General features: G+C 61.3%; 16 protein-coding genes. 6 read left to right on the top strand and 10 right to left on the bottom strand.

All coding sequences use genetic code 11. The annotated features are described in order from the left end of the window. Positions 1-45: 45 nt before the first annotated feature. The 4 genes from K5R88_RS28030 to K5R88_RS28010 form a co-directional block, all read right to left on the bottom strand. Positions 46-1,260, bottom strand: a complete 1,215-nt coding sequence (locus K5R88_RS28030; RefSeq protein WP_223453174.1) for a class I SAM-dependent methyltransferase — start codon at positions 1,258-1,260, stop codon at positions 46-48. 228 nt (positions 1,261-1,488) lie between these two features. Next, positions 1,489-2,106, bottom strand: coding sequence for a TPM domain-containing protein (locus tag K5R88_RS28025; RefSeq protein ID WP_008025698.1), 618 nt, complete (start codon positions 2,104-2,106; stop codon positions 1,489-1,491). A 28-nt stretch (positions 2,107-2,134) separates the two neighbouring features. Next, positions 2,135-2,890, bottom strand: a complete 756-nt coding sequence (locus tag K5R88_RS30750) for a TPM domain-containing protein (protein ID WP_268945181.1) — start codon at positions 2,888-2,890, stop codon at positions 2,135-2,137. A gap of 34 nt (positions 2,891-2,924) precedes the next feature. Then, on the bottom strand, positions 2,925-3,533 hold the full coding sequence (locus tag K5R88_RS28010; protein ID WP_008025694.1) for a LemA family protein: 609 nt from the start codon (positions 3,531-3,533) through the stop codon (positions 2,925-2,927). Positions 3,534-3,772: 239 nt separating this feature from the next. Here K5R88_RS28010 and bglX point away from each other — a divergent pair, with 239 nt between their 5' ends. Beyond that, a complete protein-coding gene (gene bglX / locus K5R88_RS28005; protein ID WP_226298754.1) occupies positions 3,773-6,064 on the top strand; it encodes a beta-glucosidase BglX in 2,292 nt (763 codons plus the stop codon). A gap of 211 nt (positions 6,065-6,275) precedes the next feature. On the opposite strand, the gene K5R88_RS28000 is transcribed toward bglX, so the two are convergent. The 5 genes from K5R88_RS28000 to K5R88_RS27980 all read right to left on the bottom strand — a co-directional run bounded on the left by K5R88_RS28000 (position 6,276) and on the right by K5R88_RS27980 (position 10,749). Continuing rightward, complete coding sequence (locus tag K5R88_RS28000; RefSeq protein WP_223450943.1) at positions 6,276-7,433, bottom strand: phospholipase D-like domain-containing protein; 1,158 nt, start codon at positions 7,431-7,433, stop codon at positions 6,276-6,278. A 1-nt stretch (position 7,434) separates the two neighbouring features. Next, the gene (locus K5R88_RS27995; RefSeq protein WP_223436427.1) at positions 7,435-8,025 is read right to left on the bottom strand and encodes a YceI family protein; all 591 of its coding nucleotides are present in this window, start codon (positions 8,023-8,025) and stop codon (positions 7,435-7,437) included. A 268-nt stretch (positions 8,026-8,293) separates the two neighbouring features. Next, positions 8,294-8,623 carry an amidase gene (locus K5R88_RS27990; protein WP_226300291.1) on the bottom strand — a complete coding sequence of 110 codons (330 nt, stop codon included), beginning with the start codon at positions 8,621-8,623 and terminating at the stop codon, positions 8,294-8,296. Next, on the bottom strand, positions 8,620-9,714 hold the full coding sequence (locus tag K5R88_RS27985) for a serine hydrolase domain-containing protein (protein WP_226298753.1): 1,095 nt from the start codon (positions 9,712-9,714) through the stop codon (positions 8,620-8,622). The genes K5R88_RS27990 and K5R88_RS27985 overlap by 4 nt, the downstream gene beginning before the upstream one ends. A 156-nt stretch (positions 9,715-9,870) precedes the next feature. Continuing rightward, positions 9,871-10,749: an acyl-CoA dehydrogenase gene (locus K5R88_RS27980; protein ID WP_008039481.1), complete on the bottom strand. Its 879-nt coding sequence runs from the start codon at positions 10,747-10,749 to the stop codon at positions 9,871-9,873. Between the two features lie 154 nt (positions 10,750-10,903). Between K5R88_RS27980 and olsB the strand changes: the two genes are divergently transcribed. Continuing rightward, on the top strand, positions 10,904-11,659 hold the full coding sequence (olsB, locus tag K5R88_RS27975) for an L-ornithine N(alpha)-acyltransferase (protein ID WP_008025682.1): 756 nt from the start codon (positions 10,904-10,906) through the stop codon (positions 11,657-11,659). Next, on the top strand, positions 11,659-12,450 hold the full coding sequence (locus K5R88_RS27970; protein WP_008025680.1) for a lysophospholipid acyltransferase family protein: 792 nt from the start codon (positions 11,659-11,661) through the stop codon (positions 12,448-12,450). The genes olsB and K5R88_RS27970 overlap by 1 nt, the downstream gene beginning before the upstream one ends. A 106-nt stretch (positions 12,451-12,556) precedes the next feature. Here K5R88_RS27970 and K5R88_RS27965 read toward each other — a convergent pair whose 3' ends face one another. Further along, positions 12,557-13,135, bottom strand: coding sequence for an acyl carrier protein phosphodiesterase (locus tag K5R88_RS27965; RefSeq protein WP_223416337.1), 579 nt, complete (start codon positions 13,133-13,135; stop codon positions 12,557-12,559). Positions 13,136-13,291: 156 nt separating this feature from the next. Between K5R88_RS27965 and K5R88_RS27960 the strand changes: the two genes are divergently transcribed. From K5R88_RS27960 to K5R88_RS27950, 3 genes are read left to right on the top strand one after another with little or no spacing between them, the layout of a single operon-like run. Continuing rightward, the gene (locus tag K5R88_RS27960; RefSeq protein WP_226298752.1) at positions 13,292-13,594 is read left to right on the top strand and encodes an ArsR/SmtB family transcription factor; all 303 of its coding nucleotides are present in this window, start codon (positions 13,292-13,294) and stop codon (positions 13,592-13,594) included. Positions 13,595-13,628: 34 nt separating this feature from the next. After that, positions 13,629-14,795 (top strand): MFS transporter, encoded by a 1,167-nt coding sequence (locus tag K5R88_RS27955; protein WP_192228657.1) that lies wholly within the window; start codon positions 13,629-13,631, stop codon positions 14,793-14,795. A 29-nt stretch (positions 14,796-14,824) separates the two neighbouring features. After that, positions 14,825-15,874, top strand: coding sequence for an alkene reductase (locus K5R88_RS27950; protein ID WP_226298751.1), 1,050 nt, complete (start codon positions 14,825-14,827; stop codon positions 15,872-15,874). The last annotated feature ends 146 nt before the right edge of the window (positions 15,875-16,020 follow it).

Here is a 16,020-nt window from a genome sequence, read left to right as displayed (position 1 = left end):
GCCGGCTCCTACAGTTCAGTGGTAGTCGTCGGCACGCAGCAAGGTTTAGAGGTAGTTGTCAGCGCGCAGCAGGGTTTCCAGGCAATGTTCGGTGATGTGGTAGAAATCCTTCAGCTCCTGAATTTTCACCAACAACTGCGCCGGGTCCACCGGCTCGGCGCGCTTGACCGCCAGGATCATCTTGTTCTTGTTGGTGTGGTCCAGTGAGATGAACTCGAAGACCTTGGTTTCATAGCCGCAGGCTTCAAGAAACAACGCACGCAAACTGTCGGTGACCATTTCCGCTTGCTGACCCAGGTGCAAACCGTATTGCAGCATCGGCTTGAGCAGCGCCGGGCTCTGGATTTGCAGGCGGATCTGCTTGTGGCAGCACGGCGAGCACATGATGATCGACGCGCCGGAACGTATGCCGGTGTGGATCGCATAATCAGTGGCGATGTCGCAGGCATGCAGCGCGATCATCACGTCCAGCTCGCTCGGCGCCACACTGCGCACGTCACCGCACTTGAACACCAGCCCCGGGTGTTCCAGTTTCGCGGCGGCGGCGTTGCACAGGTTGACCATTTCTTCACGCAGTTCGACGCCGGTCACTTCGCCTTCGGCGTTCAAGGTGTTGCGCAAATAGTCGTGGATCGCGAACGTCAGGTAGCCCTTGCCCGAACCGAAGTCCGCGACCCGCACCGGTTTGTCCAGCGCCAGCGGCGAAGTGGTCAGGGCATGGCTGAAGACTTCGATGAACTTGTTGATCTGCTTCCACTTGCGCGACATCGCCGGGATGAGCTCGTGCTTGCTGTTGGTCACACCGAGGTCGGCAAGGAACGGCCGGCTGAGGTCGAGGAAGCGGTTTTTCTCGCGGTTGTGCTCGGCGGACGGCACTTCGCGCAATTGCTGAGGTTTGCTCTTGAACAGCGAAGACTTGCCCTTTTTGCTGTATTCGAGCTGGGCTTCGTCGGTCAGCGACAACAAATGCGCATTTTTGAACGAGGCCGGCAGCAACGCAGCGATGGTCGCCACGCCCTCGGCCAGCGGCAGGTTCTTGGTGATGTCGCGGGTTTTGTAGCGATAGACGAAGGACAGGCAAGGCTGATCCTTGACCGTCAGTTGCTTGATGATCAGCCGTTGCAGATCCGCTTCGGTGCCGACGTACTTGGCCAGCACCAGTTTGATGAAGGCATTGGCGTCGAGGCTGGTTTGCAGCAGGTCGATGAACTGGGCATGGTGATCCGGCGCGAGGCTGGCGGGAGTGGCGGTGACGGACATGGAAAAAACGGCCTCGGGCGGAGCGAATCGGGAATGGCGGGTATTTTAGGGGGGATGGCCGTTCAGGGCACGGCTAATTTCCCGAACGGTTCAGCATGTGAACGCATTCCCCTGTGGGAGCGAGGCCGGCTTGCCGGCGATGGATTCAAGAGCACCGCGATTTTCCTGCAACCCCGCGTCATCGTTGACGACCATCGCGAGCGGGCTCGCTCCCACAGGGGATCAGCGTCAGCCTAGAACCACCAACCGGTTCGGCAACTCATTGCGTACATGCGTCACCGGCACGTGCACCTTGAGCAACTCGCCGCACGCTTCCACGCACGTCACAAAGCCCTGCAACGTCTGCCCCTGTTTCACCTGCTGGGTGAACGCCGCCACAATGGCGTCCCAGTTCTTGTTGTCCAGCCGTTTGGAAATCCCTTCGTCCACCAGGATTTCCACATAGCGCTCGGCCTCGCAAACGAAAATCAGCATGCCGGTGCTGCCGACGGTGTGGTGCAGGTTTTGCTCCAGGAACTGCCGGCGCGCCAGGTTCGAGGCGCGCCAGTGACGCACCGAGCGCGGGATCAGGTGCGTGGTGACTTTCGGAATGCGGAACACCAGGCACAGCACGATGAAGGTGAGCCATTGCACCAGCAGCAGGCTGTGCATGGTCAGCCAGCCGGTTAAATAATGCACGACACCCGGCACCACCAGCGCCAGCAGGCTGGCCCATAGCAGCGGGATGTACGCATAGTCGTCGGCGCGGGCTGCAAGCACCGTTACCAGTTCGGCGTCGGTGTCGCGCTCGACCCGGGCGATTGCCTCGGCGACTTTGCGTTGTTCGTGTTCAGTCAGTAATGCCATGTCTTAAAGTGCCCGTTCATTATTGTTATCACCAGCCGCCCGACGAACCGCCGCCCCCGAAACTGCCCCCGCCGCCGCTGAAGCCCCCGCCTCCACCACCGCCACCAAAACCACCACCGCCGAAACCACCACTCGAACCACCCGACCCGCCTCGACCCGCCGGCAGAATCCCGAACATCTGCAAGACGAATATCGTCAGGATGAACAGCACCACCAGAAACACGAAAATCCCCGGGTGTCGGGAAACAAAATCACCGTCCTGATCGCCGCCCGACTCATAAATAGTCGACGGTTCATCCAGCGGGCTGCCGCCCAACACCACCAGCATCGCCGCGACCCCGTCGCTGATGCCCTTGCTGAAGTTACCGGTCTTGAACGCCGGGGTGATCACCTGATGGATGATCACCGAACTCTGCGCATCGGTCAGGCGATCTTCCAGGCCATAACCGACTTCAATCCGCAGCTTGCGCTCATCACGGGCGACGATCAGCAGCGCGCCATTGTTCTTGTCCTTCTGGCCGATGCCCCAATGGCGCCCGAGTTGGTAACCGAAGTCGGCAATCTCGGCGCCCTGCAAGTCCGGCAACGTCACCACCACCAACTGCTCGCCAGTGGCCTTTTCATGGGCATTGAGCTGTTGCGTCAACTGCTCGCGCACCGACGGCTCGATCATCCCGGCGTTGTCCACCACCCGCCCGGTCAACTCCGGAAACTTCAGCTCGGCCTGGGCCGTGGCAGCAAACACCCAAAGCAACAGCGCCAGGCCCACATTCAACACGCGCATTGGCAACCTCATCCGTGGTAATGCTTCAAGCCGGTCAGAACTTCACTTCAGGCGCTTTCTCAGCACCGGGGGTGGTGGCTTCAAAGGTTTCGCGGATCGGCAAGTCGCTGTACATCACGGTGTGCCACAAGCGTCCCGGGAAAGTGCGGATTTCGGTGTTGTAGTTCTGCACCGCGAGAATGAAATCCCGACGCGCCACGGCGATGCGATTCTCGGTGCCTTCCAGTTGCGATTGCAACGCCAGGAAATTCTGGTTGGCCTTGAGGTCCGGGTAACGCTCGGACACCACCATCAAACGGCTCAAGGCGCCGGTCAACTGATCCTGCGCCTGCTGGAACTGCTTGAGTTTCTCGGGGTTGTCGAGGGTGCTGGCATCCACCTGAATGGACGTCGCCTTGGCCCGGGCTTCGATCACCGCGGTCAGGGTTTCCTCCTCGTGTTTCGCATAGCCCTTGACGGTTTCCACCAGGTTGGGGATCAGGTCGGCGCGGCGCTGGTATTGATTCTGCACCTGGCCCCAGGCGGCCTTGGCCTGTTCGTCGAGGGTCGGAATATTGTTGATGCCGCAACCGGCCAGCAACGTGGTCAGCAACATCAAGGCTGCGACCTGCAGGCTCGACCGAGTGTGATGTCGTACATTCATCTGGTTGACGCTCCCGTGCACATTCCGTTGAAAAAACAACCAGCAACCTCCTGACCGGACACTTCGGGCATAATCTGCCGCCGCTACTGGATTGCATCGAGCCAATGGGCTAAAAGATGCCCCTGCGCGAAAACACTGCGCAAGTGTGCCCGCATTTACCTGAACAACAATAGTCGCTCCCTAAATTTTGGCTGACCGGCGCGTATTCACTGCCGTTTGGGCTTTTGAGAAAACCATTCATGAAGAAGCTGTGTTTGCTGGGCCTGTTCGTCAGCCTGGCCAGTCATAACGTATTGGCCGCCACGACGCCCACACCTCTGGAAAACAAGGACGCTTTCATCAGCAACCTGATGAAGCAGATGACCCTCGATGAAAAAATCGGCCAGTTGCGCCTGATCAGCATCGGCCCGGAAATGCCTCGGGAGATGATCCGCAAGGAAATTGCCGCCGGTAACATCGGCGGTACGTTCAACTCGATCACCCGCCCGGAAAACCGTCCGATGCAGGACGCGGCGATGCGTAGCCGGTTGAAGATCCCGATGTTCTTCGCCTACGACGTGATCCACGGTCACCGCACGATTTTCCCGATCCCTATCGCCCTCGCTTCGAGCTGGGACATGGACGCCATCGGCCTGTCCGGGCGCATCGCCGCCAAGGAAGCCGCGGCGGACAGCCTCGACATCACCTTCGCGCCGATGGTCGACATCTCCCGTGACCCGCGTTGGGGCCGCACCTCCGAAGGCTTCGGCGAAGACACCTATCTGGTGTCGCGCATTGCCGGCGTCATGGTCCGGGCCTTCCAGGGCACCGGCGCGAACGCGGCCGACAGCATCATGGCCAGCGTCAAGCACTTCGCCTTGTACGGCGCGGTCGAGGGTGGTCGCGACTACAACGTCGTCGACATGAGCCCGGTCAAGATGTACCAGGACTACCTGCCACCGTACCGCGCGGCGATTGACGCCGGTGCCGGCGGCGTCATGGTTGCGTTGAACTCGATCAACGGCGTGCCGGCCACCGCCAACACCTGGCTGATGAACGACCTGTTGCGCAAGGAATGGGGCTTCAAAGGCCTGGCGGTCAGCGACCACGGGGCGATTTTCGAGCTGATCAAGCACGGTGTTGCCGCTGACGGTCGCGAAGCTGCGAAGCTGGCGATCAAGGCCGGCATCGACATGAGCATGAACGACACCCTGTACGGCAAAGAACTGCCGGGGCTGTTGAAGGCCGGTGAGATCGAGCAAAGCGACATCGACAACGCCGTGCGTGAAGTGCTCGCCGCCAAATACGACATGGGCCTGTTCAAGGACCCGTACCTGCGCATCGGCAAGGCGGAAGATGATCCGGCTGACACCTACGCCGACAGCCGCCTGCACCGCGCCGAGGCCCGCGACGTTGCGCGCCGTAGCCTGGTATTGCTGAAGAACCAGGGCGAAACCCTGCCGTTGAAGAAAACCGCGAAGATCATGCTGACCGGCCCGCTGGCCAAGGCTCCGATCGACATGATGGGCAGCTGGGCCGCCGCCGGCCGCCCCGCGCAATCGGTGACACTGTTCGACGGCATGAACGCTGCCGTGGCCGACAAGGCGACGCTTGTCTACGCCCGTGGCGCCAACATCACCAGCGACAAGAAGGTCCTCGACTACCTGAACTTCCTCAACTTCGATGCACCGGAAGTGGTCGATGACCCGCGCTCGGCACAAGTGCTGATCGACGAAGCGGTGAAAGCCGCCAAGGATGCGGACGTGATCGTCGCGGCGGTCGGCGAATCCCGTGGCATGTCCCACGAATCCTCCAGCCGCACCGACCTGAATATTCCGGAAAACCAGCGTGAACTGATTCGCGCCTTGAAGGCCACCGGAAAACCACTGGTGCTGGTCTTGATGAACGGACGTCCGCTGTCGATTCTCCAGGAAAAGGAACAGGCTGACGCGATTCTGGAAACCTGGTTCAGTGGCACCGAAGGCGGCAACGCCATCGCCGACGTGCTGTTCGGCGACTACAACCCGTCGGGCAAACTGCCGATCACCTTCCCGCGTTCGGTGGGCCAGATTCCGACCTACTACAACCACCTGAGCATTGGCCGGCCGTTCACGCCGGGCAAACCGGGCAACTACACCTCTCAGTATTTCGATGACACCACCGGGCCCCTGTTCCCGTTCGGCTTCGGTCTGAGCTACACCGATTTCAGCCTGACCGGCATGGCCCTGTCATCGACCACGCTGAACAAGACCGGCAAGCTCGACGCCAGCGTCATGGTGAAAAACACCGGCAAGCGCGACGGCGAAACCGTGGTGCAGCTGTACATCCAGGACGTGACCGGCTCGATGATCCGGCCACTGAAGGAACTGAAGAACTTCCAGAAAATCACGCTCAAGGCCGGCGAACAGAAAGTCGTGCACTTCACCATCACCGAGGATGACCTGAAGTTCTTCAACGCTCAGTTGAAGTACGCAGCAGAGCCAGGCAAGTTCAACGTGCAGATCGGCCTGGATTCCCAGGACGTGACGCAGCAGAGCTTCGAACTCCTGTAACCCCCGATCTCCTGTAGGAGCCGGCTTGCTGGCTCCTACAAGGGATGGGTCGACAAAAAAATCACGATCCAACCTCTATTCCCTGTGGGAGCGAGACCGGCTTGCCGGCGATGGCGGCCTGACAGTCAACTGAGATGTTGAATGTCAGGACCTCATCGCCGGCAAGCCGGTCTCGCTCCCACAGTGGTTTGTGGTGTTCAGAAGAGCGGGATCAGCCTCTACGATCCAGCAGATTCACCACCAGCCGATCCACCCATCCCCAGATCCTTTGCTTTACCCGCCGCCACAGCGGCCGGCGTTGCCAGGCCTCCAGGCTGACTTCCTGGCTCAATGCGAAGTCCCGCTCGAAACTCGCCGCCACCGCACGCGTCAGCCCCGGGTCCAGCGCCTCAAGGTTGGCTTCCAGGTTGAATCGCAAATTCCAGTGATCGAAGTTGCACGAGCCAATGCTCACCCAATCATCGACCAGCACCATTTTCAGGTGCAGGAAACACGGCTGGTATTCGAAGATCTGCACCCCGGCCTTGAGCAATCGCGGGTAGTAACGATGCCCGGCATAACGCACCGACGGGTGATCGGTGCGCGGGCCGGTCAACAACAGACGCACATCAACGCCTCGAGCTGCCGCCCGGCGCAACGAGCGGCGGACTTTCCAGGTCGGCAGGAAATACGGTGTGGCCAGCCAGATTCGCTTTTGCCCGCTGTTCAGCGCACGAACCAGCGATTGCAGGATGTCGCGGTGCTGGCGGGCGTCGGCATAGGCGACCCGGCCCATGCCCTCGCCCATTGGCGGCACGCGGGGCAATCGCGGCAAACCGAAATGCGAGGCCGGTTTCCACGCGCGGCGATGGCGGTTGGCGATCCATTGGCGATCGAACAACAACTGCCAGTCGATGACTAGAGGACCGGTGATTTCCACCATCACTTCATGCCATTCGCTGACGTCTTCGCCCGGCGTCCAGAACTCATCGGTGACACCGGTGCCGCCGACCACGGCCATGCTCTGATCGACCAGCAACAACTTGCGATGATCGCGGTAGAAATTGCCGACCCAGCGCCGCCAGCTCAGGCGGTTGTAGAAGCGCAGCTCTACGCCGGCCGCCATCAGCCGCTGACGCAAGGTCAGGGTAAACGCGAGGCTGCCGTAATCATCGAACAGGCAGCGCACCCGCACGCCGCGCTCGGCGGCCTGGACCAGTGCCTGAACCATGGCCTCGGCACACGCGCCCGCCTCCACCAGGTACAGCTCCAGTTCGACTTGTTCCTCGGCGCGCGCAATCGCGACCAGCATCCGCGGAAAGAACTGCGGACCGTCGATCAGCAGTTCGAAGCTGTTGCCTTCACGCCAGGGAAAAATCGCGCCGGCCATGTCAGCGCGCCGTGAAAATCAGCACCGCACCCACCGGCACCGACAGACTGATGGCCGACAACCCGGCGACCTTGCGCAAGCTGTCCAGCCCCGGCGCCAGATCAAAATCCTCGGCGTTGATCACCAGCGGTTCGAGCGTCACCACTTGAAAGCGTCGGTCATCAAGGCGAGTCGCCAACAACTCGGCGTTGTACTCACGGGTTTTGCCATGAAGGTTGACGGTGACCGGCAAGCGCAGCTCGAGTTGCGCACCGGGGGCGAGGTCGTTGATCGGGCGCAAATCAATCTGCGCAGTGATCAACGCTTCGGGAAAGGTCTGGATCTCGAACAGTTCCTTGCGCATGCGTTCGTCACGCAAGGGGATGCCGCTGTTTATCGAATCCAGCTCGACTTCCACCTCGGCCAGTCCTTTGGGACTGACCTTGCCGTGCAGCACCAGGAAGCGCTGCACTTCGGAAACATTGGCGTTTTTGGTGCTGACGAACGACAGCCGCGAGGATTCGCCGTCCAGGTACCAATTGGCCTGAGCCGACAAAGTAGCGCTGGCCAGCAGCACAAAGGCGAGGGTTTTGGTGAGGGACCGCTTGAACATAAAGACTCGTGGGGCAGATAAACCTGAACGAACCTTAACCGTCCGCGAGCGCATTGCAAACCGCGAAGATTGAAGACCACCCTTGTAGGAGCCCGGCTTGCCGGCGATGGCGTTCCTGAGATCGCTATCGCCAGCAAGCCGGCTCCTACAGGTTTGGCGTGAACCTTCAATTCTTGAGCACACCGCAAATCCGTAGGAGCCGGCTTGCCGGCGATGGCGTCCCTGAGATCGCCATCGCCGGCAAGCCGGCTCCTACAAAGACGACCTGTCAGGGTTGCAGGCGGCAGCCTTGGTGTTCGCCGATCCATTGCGCGCTGTTGCTGCGCCCCATGCCGCTGACCGTCACGCGTTTGCCGGCGGCGTCATCGGCAAAACCGCTGAAGGGCAGCCATTGCTTCACATAGCCACGGCAATACTCGGCGTCGTTGTTCATCACGTATCGGCACGAGCAGTATTCCTTGGCGGTGTAGGCGCTGATGATGTCCGGGAAGGCCCAAAGCGCCACACGCTCGTGCCACATCCAGCCAAGCAAGGCGATCAGCAGGATCAGCAACACCGAGCTGAACGGTCGGCGGCGGACAAACGGGAGACGGCTTATGGCTGCACCTTCCCGGCGAATGCCTTGCGCGCAAGGTTGAGCAATGCGTTGTGGCTGTAGCTACCGTCGCGGTCATCGCCGTAGCGCACTATCACCAGTTTTTCGCTGGGGATCACGTACATCGCCTGACCCCAATGGCCAAGGGCGGCGAAGGTGTCGGGGGGTGCATCGGGCCAGGGTTGTGCGGCGCCATCCACGGCGCGGTTGAGCCACCACTGACCGCCTGGCACAGCATCGTCCTGATTCGCTTGATAGTGAGCGAAGGGCTCACGATTGAAGGTGACCCAGTCTTTGGGCAGCAATTGCCGGTCCCCCCAACGGCCGTCACGCGCCATCAACAGGCCGACTCGCGCCAGGTCGCGGGCGGTGAGATAGGCATAGGACGAGGCAACGAAAGTGCCCGTGCCGTCGGTTTCCCACACCGCGTGGCGAATCCCCAGCGGCTCAAACAGCGCGGTCCACGGATAGTCGGGATAACGCGCCGGGCCGACGATGTTTTTCAGCGCCGCGGACAACAGATTGCTGTCGCCGCTGGAATAGCGAAAAGCCTGGCCGGGCTTGGCGTACTCGGCGTGATCGGTGGTGAAGGCGGCCATGTCGTGATGGCCGCGGGTGTAGAGCATCGCCACCACCGAGGACTTCAACGGTGCGTATTCATAGTCTTCCTGCCAGTCCAGGCCCGAGGCCCAGTGCAGCAGATCGGCCAGGGTGATCGCCGGGTGTTTTTTCAGCGCTGGATAGAACTTCAGCACCGGGTCCTTCAATTTGAACAGGCCTTCGCCATAGGCGACGCCGAGCACCGTGGCCATGAGGCTCTTGCTGATCGACCAGGTCAGGTGCGGCGTGTCGGCGCTGGTCGGGCCGGCGTAGCGTTCGTAGATCAACTGACCGTCGCGGATCACCAGCAAGGCGTCGGTGCGGATGCCCTTTCGGCTGATGTCATCTCGGGGTGGGAAGGCGTAGGTTTCCAGGGCTTGCAGCGCCGGGCCGCTCAGGGTCGGGCCAGTCGACCATTGCTCGGCGGGCCAGGTTTCGGCCTGGGTCGAGAGGCTGAGCAGCAGCATGAAAAACAGGGACAAGCCTTTGAACATGGCGGGGGCTCGGCGGATTTGATTGCTGAGCCTAGTTGAGGTTTATGACAGATCTGAAATTTGTGTCGTCAATGAAGACGCCTTCGCGGGCAAGCCTCGCTCCTACAGAGGTATGCGCTCTCCTGTAGGAGCGAGGCTTGCCCGCGAAGAGGCCCGTCAGATCGCCGCCAACGCCTTGGCCAACCGCTTGCCCCGCGCCCCCGCCGCCAAATCCATCACCGCCTGATCCCGCTGCCACATCGCCGCCCACTGCGGCGGGCCATCGGCCAATGCCTGGTTCACCTCAACCTTCAACCCGTCGAACTGCGCAAACAACCCGCCCAGCAACACATGCCCCGCCGGATTGTTCGGTGCCTGCCGGCTCATTTCCGCACACCCGGCCAACAGCGCCAGCAAACGCAACTGCAAGGCCTGCGGCCAGTCGCTGTCCTGGCCGACGCCATACAACCACGCTGTCATCGCGCTCAACACATAGACGTCTTCCAGCGTTCTGAACGGTTTGACGTACGCATCCCAGCCATCCCCCGCCAGCAATTCACACAAGGCATGGTCGAGAAACAGCCGGCCATGACTGATGTCCGGCATCAGCGGGATCGGCGGGAGTTTTTCCAGGCGCACACCCGGCTCACCGGGATAAACCACCGCCAGGCTCAGGCGTGGCGACTCGCCAGGCGCTTCACTGCGCGCAGCGATCAGCAGCCAGTCGGCCGCATCGCCGGCGGTCACGAAATCCTTGCGTCCGCTCAGGCGCAGTTCGCTCAGGCGCGTCTGCATGTCCGCCACCCGCAGGCTGCGTTGCTCGGTCGCGCACAACGCGCCAAGACTCGGCGGCGCGCTCGGCCACAGCATGCGTAAAGCCGCCTGATAGCCCACCAGAAACGCCAGCCCCGGTGTCGCCATCAGGCGTCCACCGCCCACCGCCAACTCAAACGGCGTGACCGTGCCCAACTGCTGCAACAAGGTCGCGAAGCCTTCACCGAGGTCCGGATTGGCGGGCAAGCGATCGCGGCGTTTCAACAGGGTTTGCCAGGGCATAAGAGGCTCCTTGTGGGCTGTCATATAAGCATCACCAAAGCTTCATGGCGATGACACCGGGGCTACATAGCCTGACTTTGCACAACACGGCCGCATAAAGAAAGTCGATCGGCTCTAACCCAAGACGGGTGACCAGCCCGCACGGAGAATCGCAATGACTCAGATCGCCCGCATCAGCGACACCGGCAATGAACGCCGCCTGCAAGCCGAACGCCTGGTGGGCGCCGAGGCCTTGCAGGAAGCCCAGGCTTTGCGCTTCAACGTGTTCAGCGGCGAGTTCAACGCCAAGCTCAAAGGCGCGGAACTGGGTCTGGACATGGATGACTATGATGTTCACTGCGCCCACATCGGCGTGCGTGACCTGAACACCGGGCGCCTGGTGGCGACCACCCGTTTGCTTGATCACACCGCCGCCAGCAGCCTGGGCAAATTTTACAGCGAAGAAGAATTCAGCCTGCACGGCCTGATCCAACTCAAAGGCCCGATCCTCGAAATCGGCCGTACCTGTGTCGACCCGGCCTACCGCAACGGCGGCACCATCGCCGTGCTCTGGGGTGAACTGGCCGAAGTCCTGAACCAGGGCGGCTACAGCTATCTGATGGGGTGCGCGAGCATCCCGATGCAGGACGGTGGCATTCAGGCTCACGCGATCATGCAGCGTCTGCGCGAACGTTACCTGTGCACCGAGAACCTGCGCGCCGAACCGAAAAAACCGTTGCCGGTTCTGGACATTCCCTCCAACGTCATCGCCGAAATGCCGCCGCTGCTCAAGGCCTACATGCGCCTCGGTGCGAAGATCTGCGGCGAGCCGTGCTGGGACGAAGACTTCCAGGTCGCCGACGTGTTCATCCTGCTCAAGCGCGACGAACTCTGCCCGCGCTACGCCAAACACTTCAAGGCGGCTGTGTAATGAGCCGCTTGCGGGTGTACGCGCGGATTGCGCGAGTGTTGGTCGTGGTGGCATTGGGGTTGAGCATGGCCAGTGTCTTCGGCTTGTTCGAGCGCTTGGGCATCGCCCATTCGATGGTCCGCCGTCAGCGCTGGTCGCGATTTTTCATGGCACGCCTGGCGAATGCCCTGCCCTTTCGCGTGACCGTGCACGGTGAGTTGCCGAAGGAGCCGATGCTCTGGGTCAGCAACCACGTGTCCTGGACGGACATTCCGCTGCTGGGCATGCTCACGCCGATGTCATTCCTGTCCAAGGCCGAAGTGCGTACCTGGCCGGTAGCAGGTTGGTTGGCGGCCAAGGCCGGCAGCCTGTTTATCCGCCGTGGTTCGGGTGACAGTCAGTTGATCCGCAAACAGATGACGCGCCACCTGGAGCAAGCGCATCCGCTGCTGATGTTCCCGGAAGGCACCACCACCGATGGCCGTTCGTTGCGCACCTTCCATGGTCGCTTGCTGTCGGCGGCGATTGATTCGCAAGCGAAGCTGCAACCGTTGGCGATTCGTTACCTGCGCGAGGGTGAAATCGATTCGCTGGCGCCGTTCATTGGCGATGATGACTTGCTCTCGCACCTGATGCGCTTGTTTGCCAATGACCGGGGCGATGTAGAGATTCATCTGCTCAAGCCGATTGCCTGTGAGGGCCGCGAGCGTGCGGCGCTGGCGTTCGAAGCGCAGCAGGCGGTGCAGAAGGTGTTGTTTGGCGCTATTCCCGAAAAACAGCAAGCGCCAATGCGCCCTGCCATCGCTGCCTGAACACATACCCCTGTAGGAGCCAGCTTGCTGGCGATGACGGCATAACATTCAACAGAGATGTTGACTGATACACCGCCATCGCCGGCAAGCCGGCTCCTACAGGGATTTATGGTGTTGGGTAGTTTTGGGCGAAATCCTGGAGCTGTGGATAGAACAACCGAAAATCCTCGCTCAACGGCTCATACAACACCCGCAACTCCTGCATCGCCGCCGCCAGTTCCTCGGGCCTGGTCAGCCGCCGCGAAATCCCCCGCAGTACCTGCTCCAACACGTCGAATTCCCGGTAAGAACCCAACCAGTCATTCGCCACCATGTGCGGCGCAATCCTCGCCAGGCGTTCCGGTAATTGCGGCTCATTGGACAGCACCCGATACACGTCGCCGGTGAACAGCGCCAGCGGCCGGTCGGCATACAGCGTCCAGTCCCGCGCCAGGCAATGGTCAAAAAACACATCGAGCACGATCCCGGCATAACGCCGGCGGGTCAGGGAAAACCGCGACAACGCCACGTCCACCATTGGATGGCGGTCGGTAAACACGTCGATGCTGCGATGCAACTGGATAGCCGCCTCGATCTCCGGGTCGAACTGCCCTTGCAGCCGTCCTTTGACGAAATCGCCATACAGACTGCCGAGCAATTGACCGGGACGCTGGCCACCGAGGTGAAGATGTGCGAGATAGTTCATGCCGCCCAGCTTAACACTGCGGCATTCATATCGTTATAACCCGATATACCGATTTATGCGGTCATCAGATCAAAATCATATTGGTATATCGCGAAATACCGATTTAAAGTTCGCCTCATCGCGATATAGCGTTTTACTCATCACGAGCCCCAAGCCATGAACCTCGACCTCGACGAAATAATAAAAGCCCTGGCACACCCAGTACGGCGAGAAATCCTGCACTGGCTCAAAGACCCGGACGTCGAATTTCCCGACCAGACCCACAGCAACGAGCACGGCGTCTGCGCCGGGCAGATCGATCAACGGTGCGGTTTGTCGCAGTCCACGGTGTCCGCACACCTGGCGACCCTGCAACGCGCCGGCCTGATCAGCAGCCGCAAAGTCGGCCAGTGGCACTTTTTCAAACGCAACGAGGAAACCATCCAGGAATTCCTCCGCACCTTCAGCAAAGAGCTCTGACCCTTAAAGTCAGTCAGCCGACAAGGAATCAACAATGCCCCTCTCGCTCCTCATCCTGGCCTTGAGCGCCTTCGCCATCGGCACCACCGAGTTCGTCATCATGGGCCTGCTGCCCGATGTGGCGGCTGACCTCGGTGTGTCGATCCCCGGTGCCGGCTGGCTGGTGACCGGTTACGCCCTGGGCGTGGCCATCGGTGCGCCGTTCATGGCACTGGCCACCGCCAGGCTGCCGCGCAAGGCCGCACTGGTGGCGTTGATGGGGATATTCATCATCGGCAATCTGCTCTGCGCAGTGGCCAGTGACTACAACGTGCTGATGTTCGCCCGAGTGGTGACTGCCCTCTGCCACGGTGCGTTCTTCGGTATCGGTTCGGTAGTGGCTGCGGGCCTGGTGCCAGCCAACAAACGCGCTTCGGCCGTGGCCCTGATGTTCACCGGCCTGACCCTGGCCAACGTCCTCGGCGTGCCGCTGGGCACAGCGCTGGGTCAACAAGCCGGCTGGCGCTCGACGTTCTGGGCGGTGACCGTTATCGGCGTAATCGCCTTGATCGGCCTGATCCGTTTCCTGCCGGCCAAGCGCGATGAAGAGAAACTCGACATGCGCGCCGAACTGCGTGCCCTCAAAGGCGCCGGCATCTGGCTGTCGTTGAGCATGACCGCGCTGTTCGCCGCGTCGGTGTTCACCTTGTTCACCTACGTCGCCCCGCTGCTGGGCGAGGTGACCGGCGTCTCGCCACGCGGCGTGACCTGGACGCTGATGCTCATCGGCCTGGGCCTGACGGTCGGCAACATCATCGGCGGCAAACTGGCCGACAAAGGCCTGGCGGCGACGCTGGTCGGGGTGTTCATCAGCATGGCCGTGGTGTCCACCGTACTGACCTGGACCAGCGTCGCGCTGATCCCGACCGAAATCACCCTGTTCCTCTGGGCCACCGCGTGCTTTGCCGCCGTGCCCGCCCTGCAAGTGAACGTGGTGACCTACGGCAAGGCTGCACCGAACCTGGTCTCAACCCTGAACATCGGCGCCTTCAACGTCGGCAACGCACTCGGTGCCTGGGTCGGCGGCAGCGTCATCGCCCACGGCTACGGCCTGACCAGCGTGCCACTGGCGGCCGCCGCACTGGCGGTACTCGCCCTGCTGGTGACCCTGATTACTTTCCGTCAGAGCGGTAATCCCGAACTGGCCCCTGCTACCAACTGACTCACTGATACCTCACGAGGGTGCATTTCATGACGACTATTTTCGATCCGATCAAACTGGGCGACCTCGAGTTGGCCAACCGCATCATCATGGCTCCGCTGACCCGTTGCCGCGCCGACGAAGGCCGTGTGCCGAACGCGCTGATGGCCGAGTACTACGTTCAACGCGCCTCGGCCGGCCTGATCCTCAGCGAAGCCACCTCGGTCACGCCGATGGGCGTTGGCTACCCGGACACTCCGGGCATCTGGTCCAACGATCAAGTGCGCGGCTGGACTAACGTCACCAAGGCGATCCACGGCGCGGGCGGCAAGATCTTCCTGCAACTGTGGCACGTCGGCCGGGTTTCCCACGAGTCGTACCTGAACGGCGAAAAACCGGTCGCACCGAGCGCCATCCAGCCCAAAGGCCATGTCAGCCTGGTTCGCCCTCTGGCCGATTACCCGACGCCGCGCGCCCTGGAAACCGCTGAAATCGCCGACATCGTCGACGCCTACCGCATCGGTGCCGAAAACGCCAAGGCCGCCGGTTTTGACGGCGTGGAAATCCACGGCGCCAACGGTTACCTGCTCGACCAGTTCCTGCAAAGCAGCACCAACCAACGCACCGACCAATACGGCGGCTCCGTGGAAAACCGTGCACGCCTGCTGCTGGAAGTGACCGATGCCGCCATCGAAGTCTGGGGCGCCGGCCGCGTCGGTGTGCACCTGGCACCGCGTGCAGATTCCCATGACATGGGCGACGATAACCTGGCCGAAACCTTCACCTACGTCGCTCGCGAACTGGGCAAACGTGGCATCGCGTTCATCTGCTCCCGCGAAAAAGAAGGCACCGACAGCCTCGGCCCGCAAATCAAGGAAGCCTTCGGCGGTCCGTACATCGTCAACGAACGCTTCACCAAGGACAGCGCCAACGCCTGGCTGGCCAGTGGCAAGGCTGACGCGGTCGCCTTCGGCGTGCCGTTCATTGCCAACCCGGATTTGCCGGCACGCTTGAAAGCCGATGCGCCGCTGAACGAAGCGCGCCCGGAGTTGTTCTACGGCAAAGGCCCGGTCGGTTATATCGACTATCCAGCGATGTAACTTCAACTAAACGATTGCAAAGCCCCGGCTCGAAAGAGCCGGGGCTTTTTTATGCGCGCCATCAACCACGCGCAACAAACAAATACACACCCAACTAACAGACCTTTTGACCCACTGATATATTCAATCTCTCAATTCAATTCAAC

Source organism: Pseudomonas sp. MM213 (assembly GCF_020423045.1).
Taxonomy (GTDB): Bacteria; Pseudomonadota; Gammaproteobacteria; order Pseudomonadales; family Pseudomonadaceae; genus Aquipseudomonas; species Aquipseudomonas migulae.
Note: the sequence above shows the minus strand (reverse complement) of the source record. Positions and strands in the feature narration are given on the sequence as shown.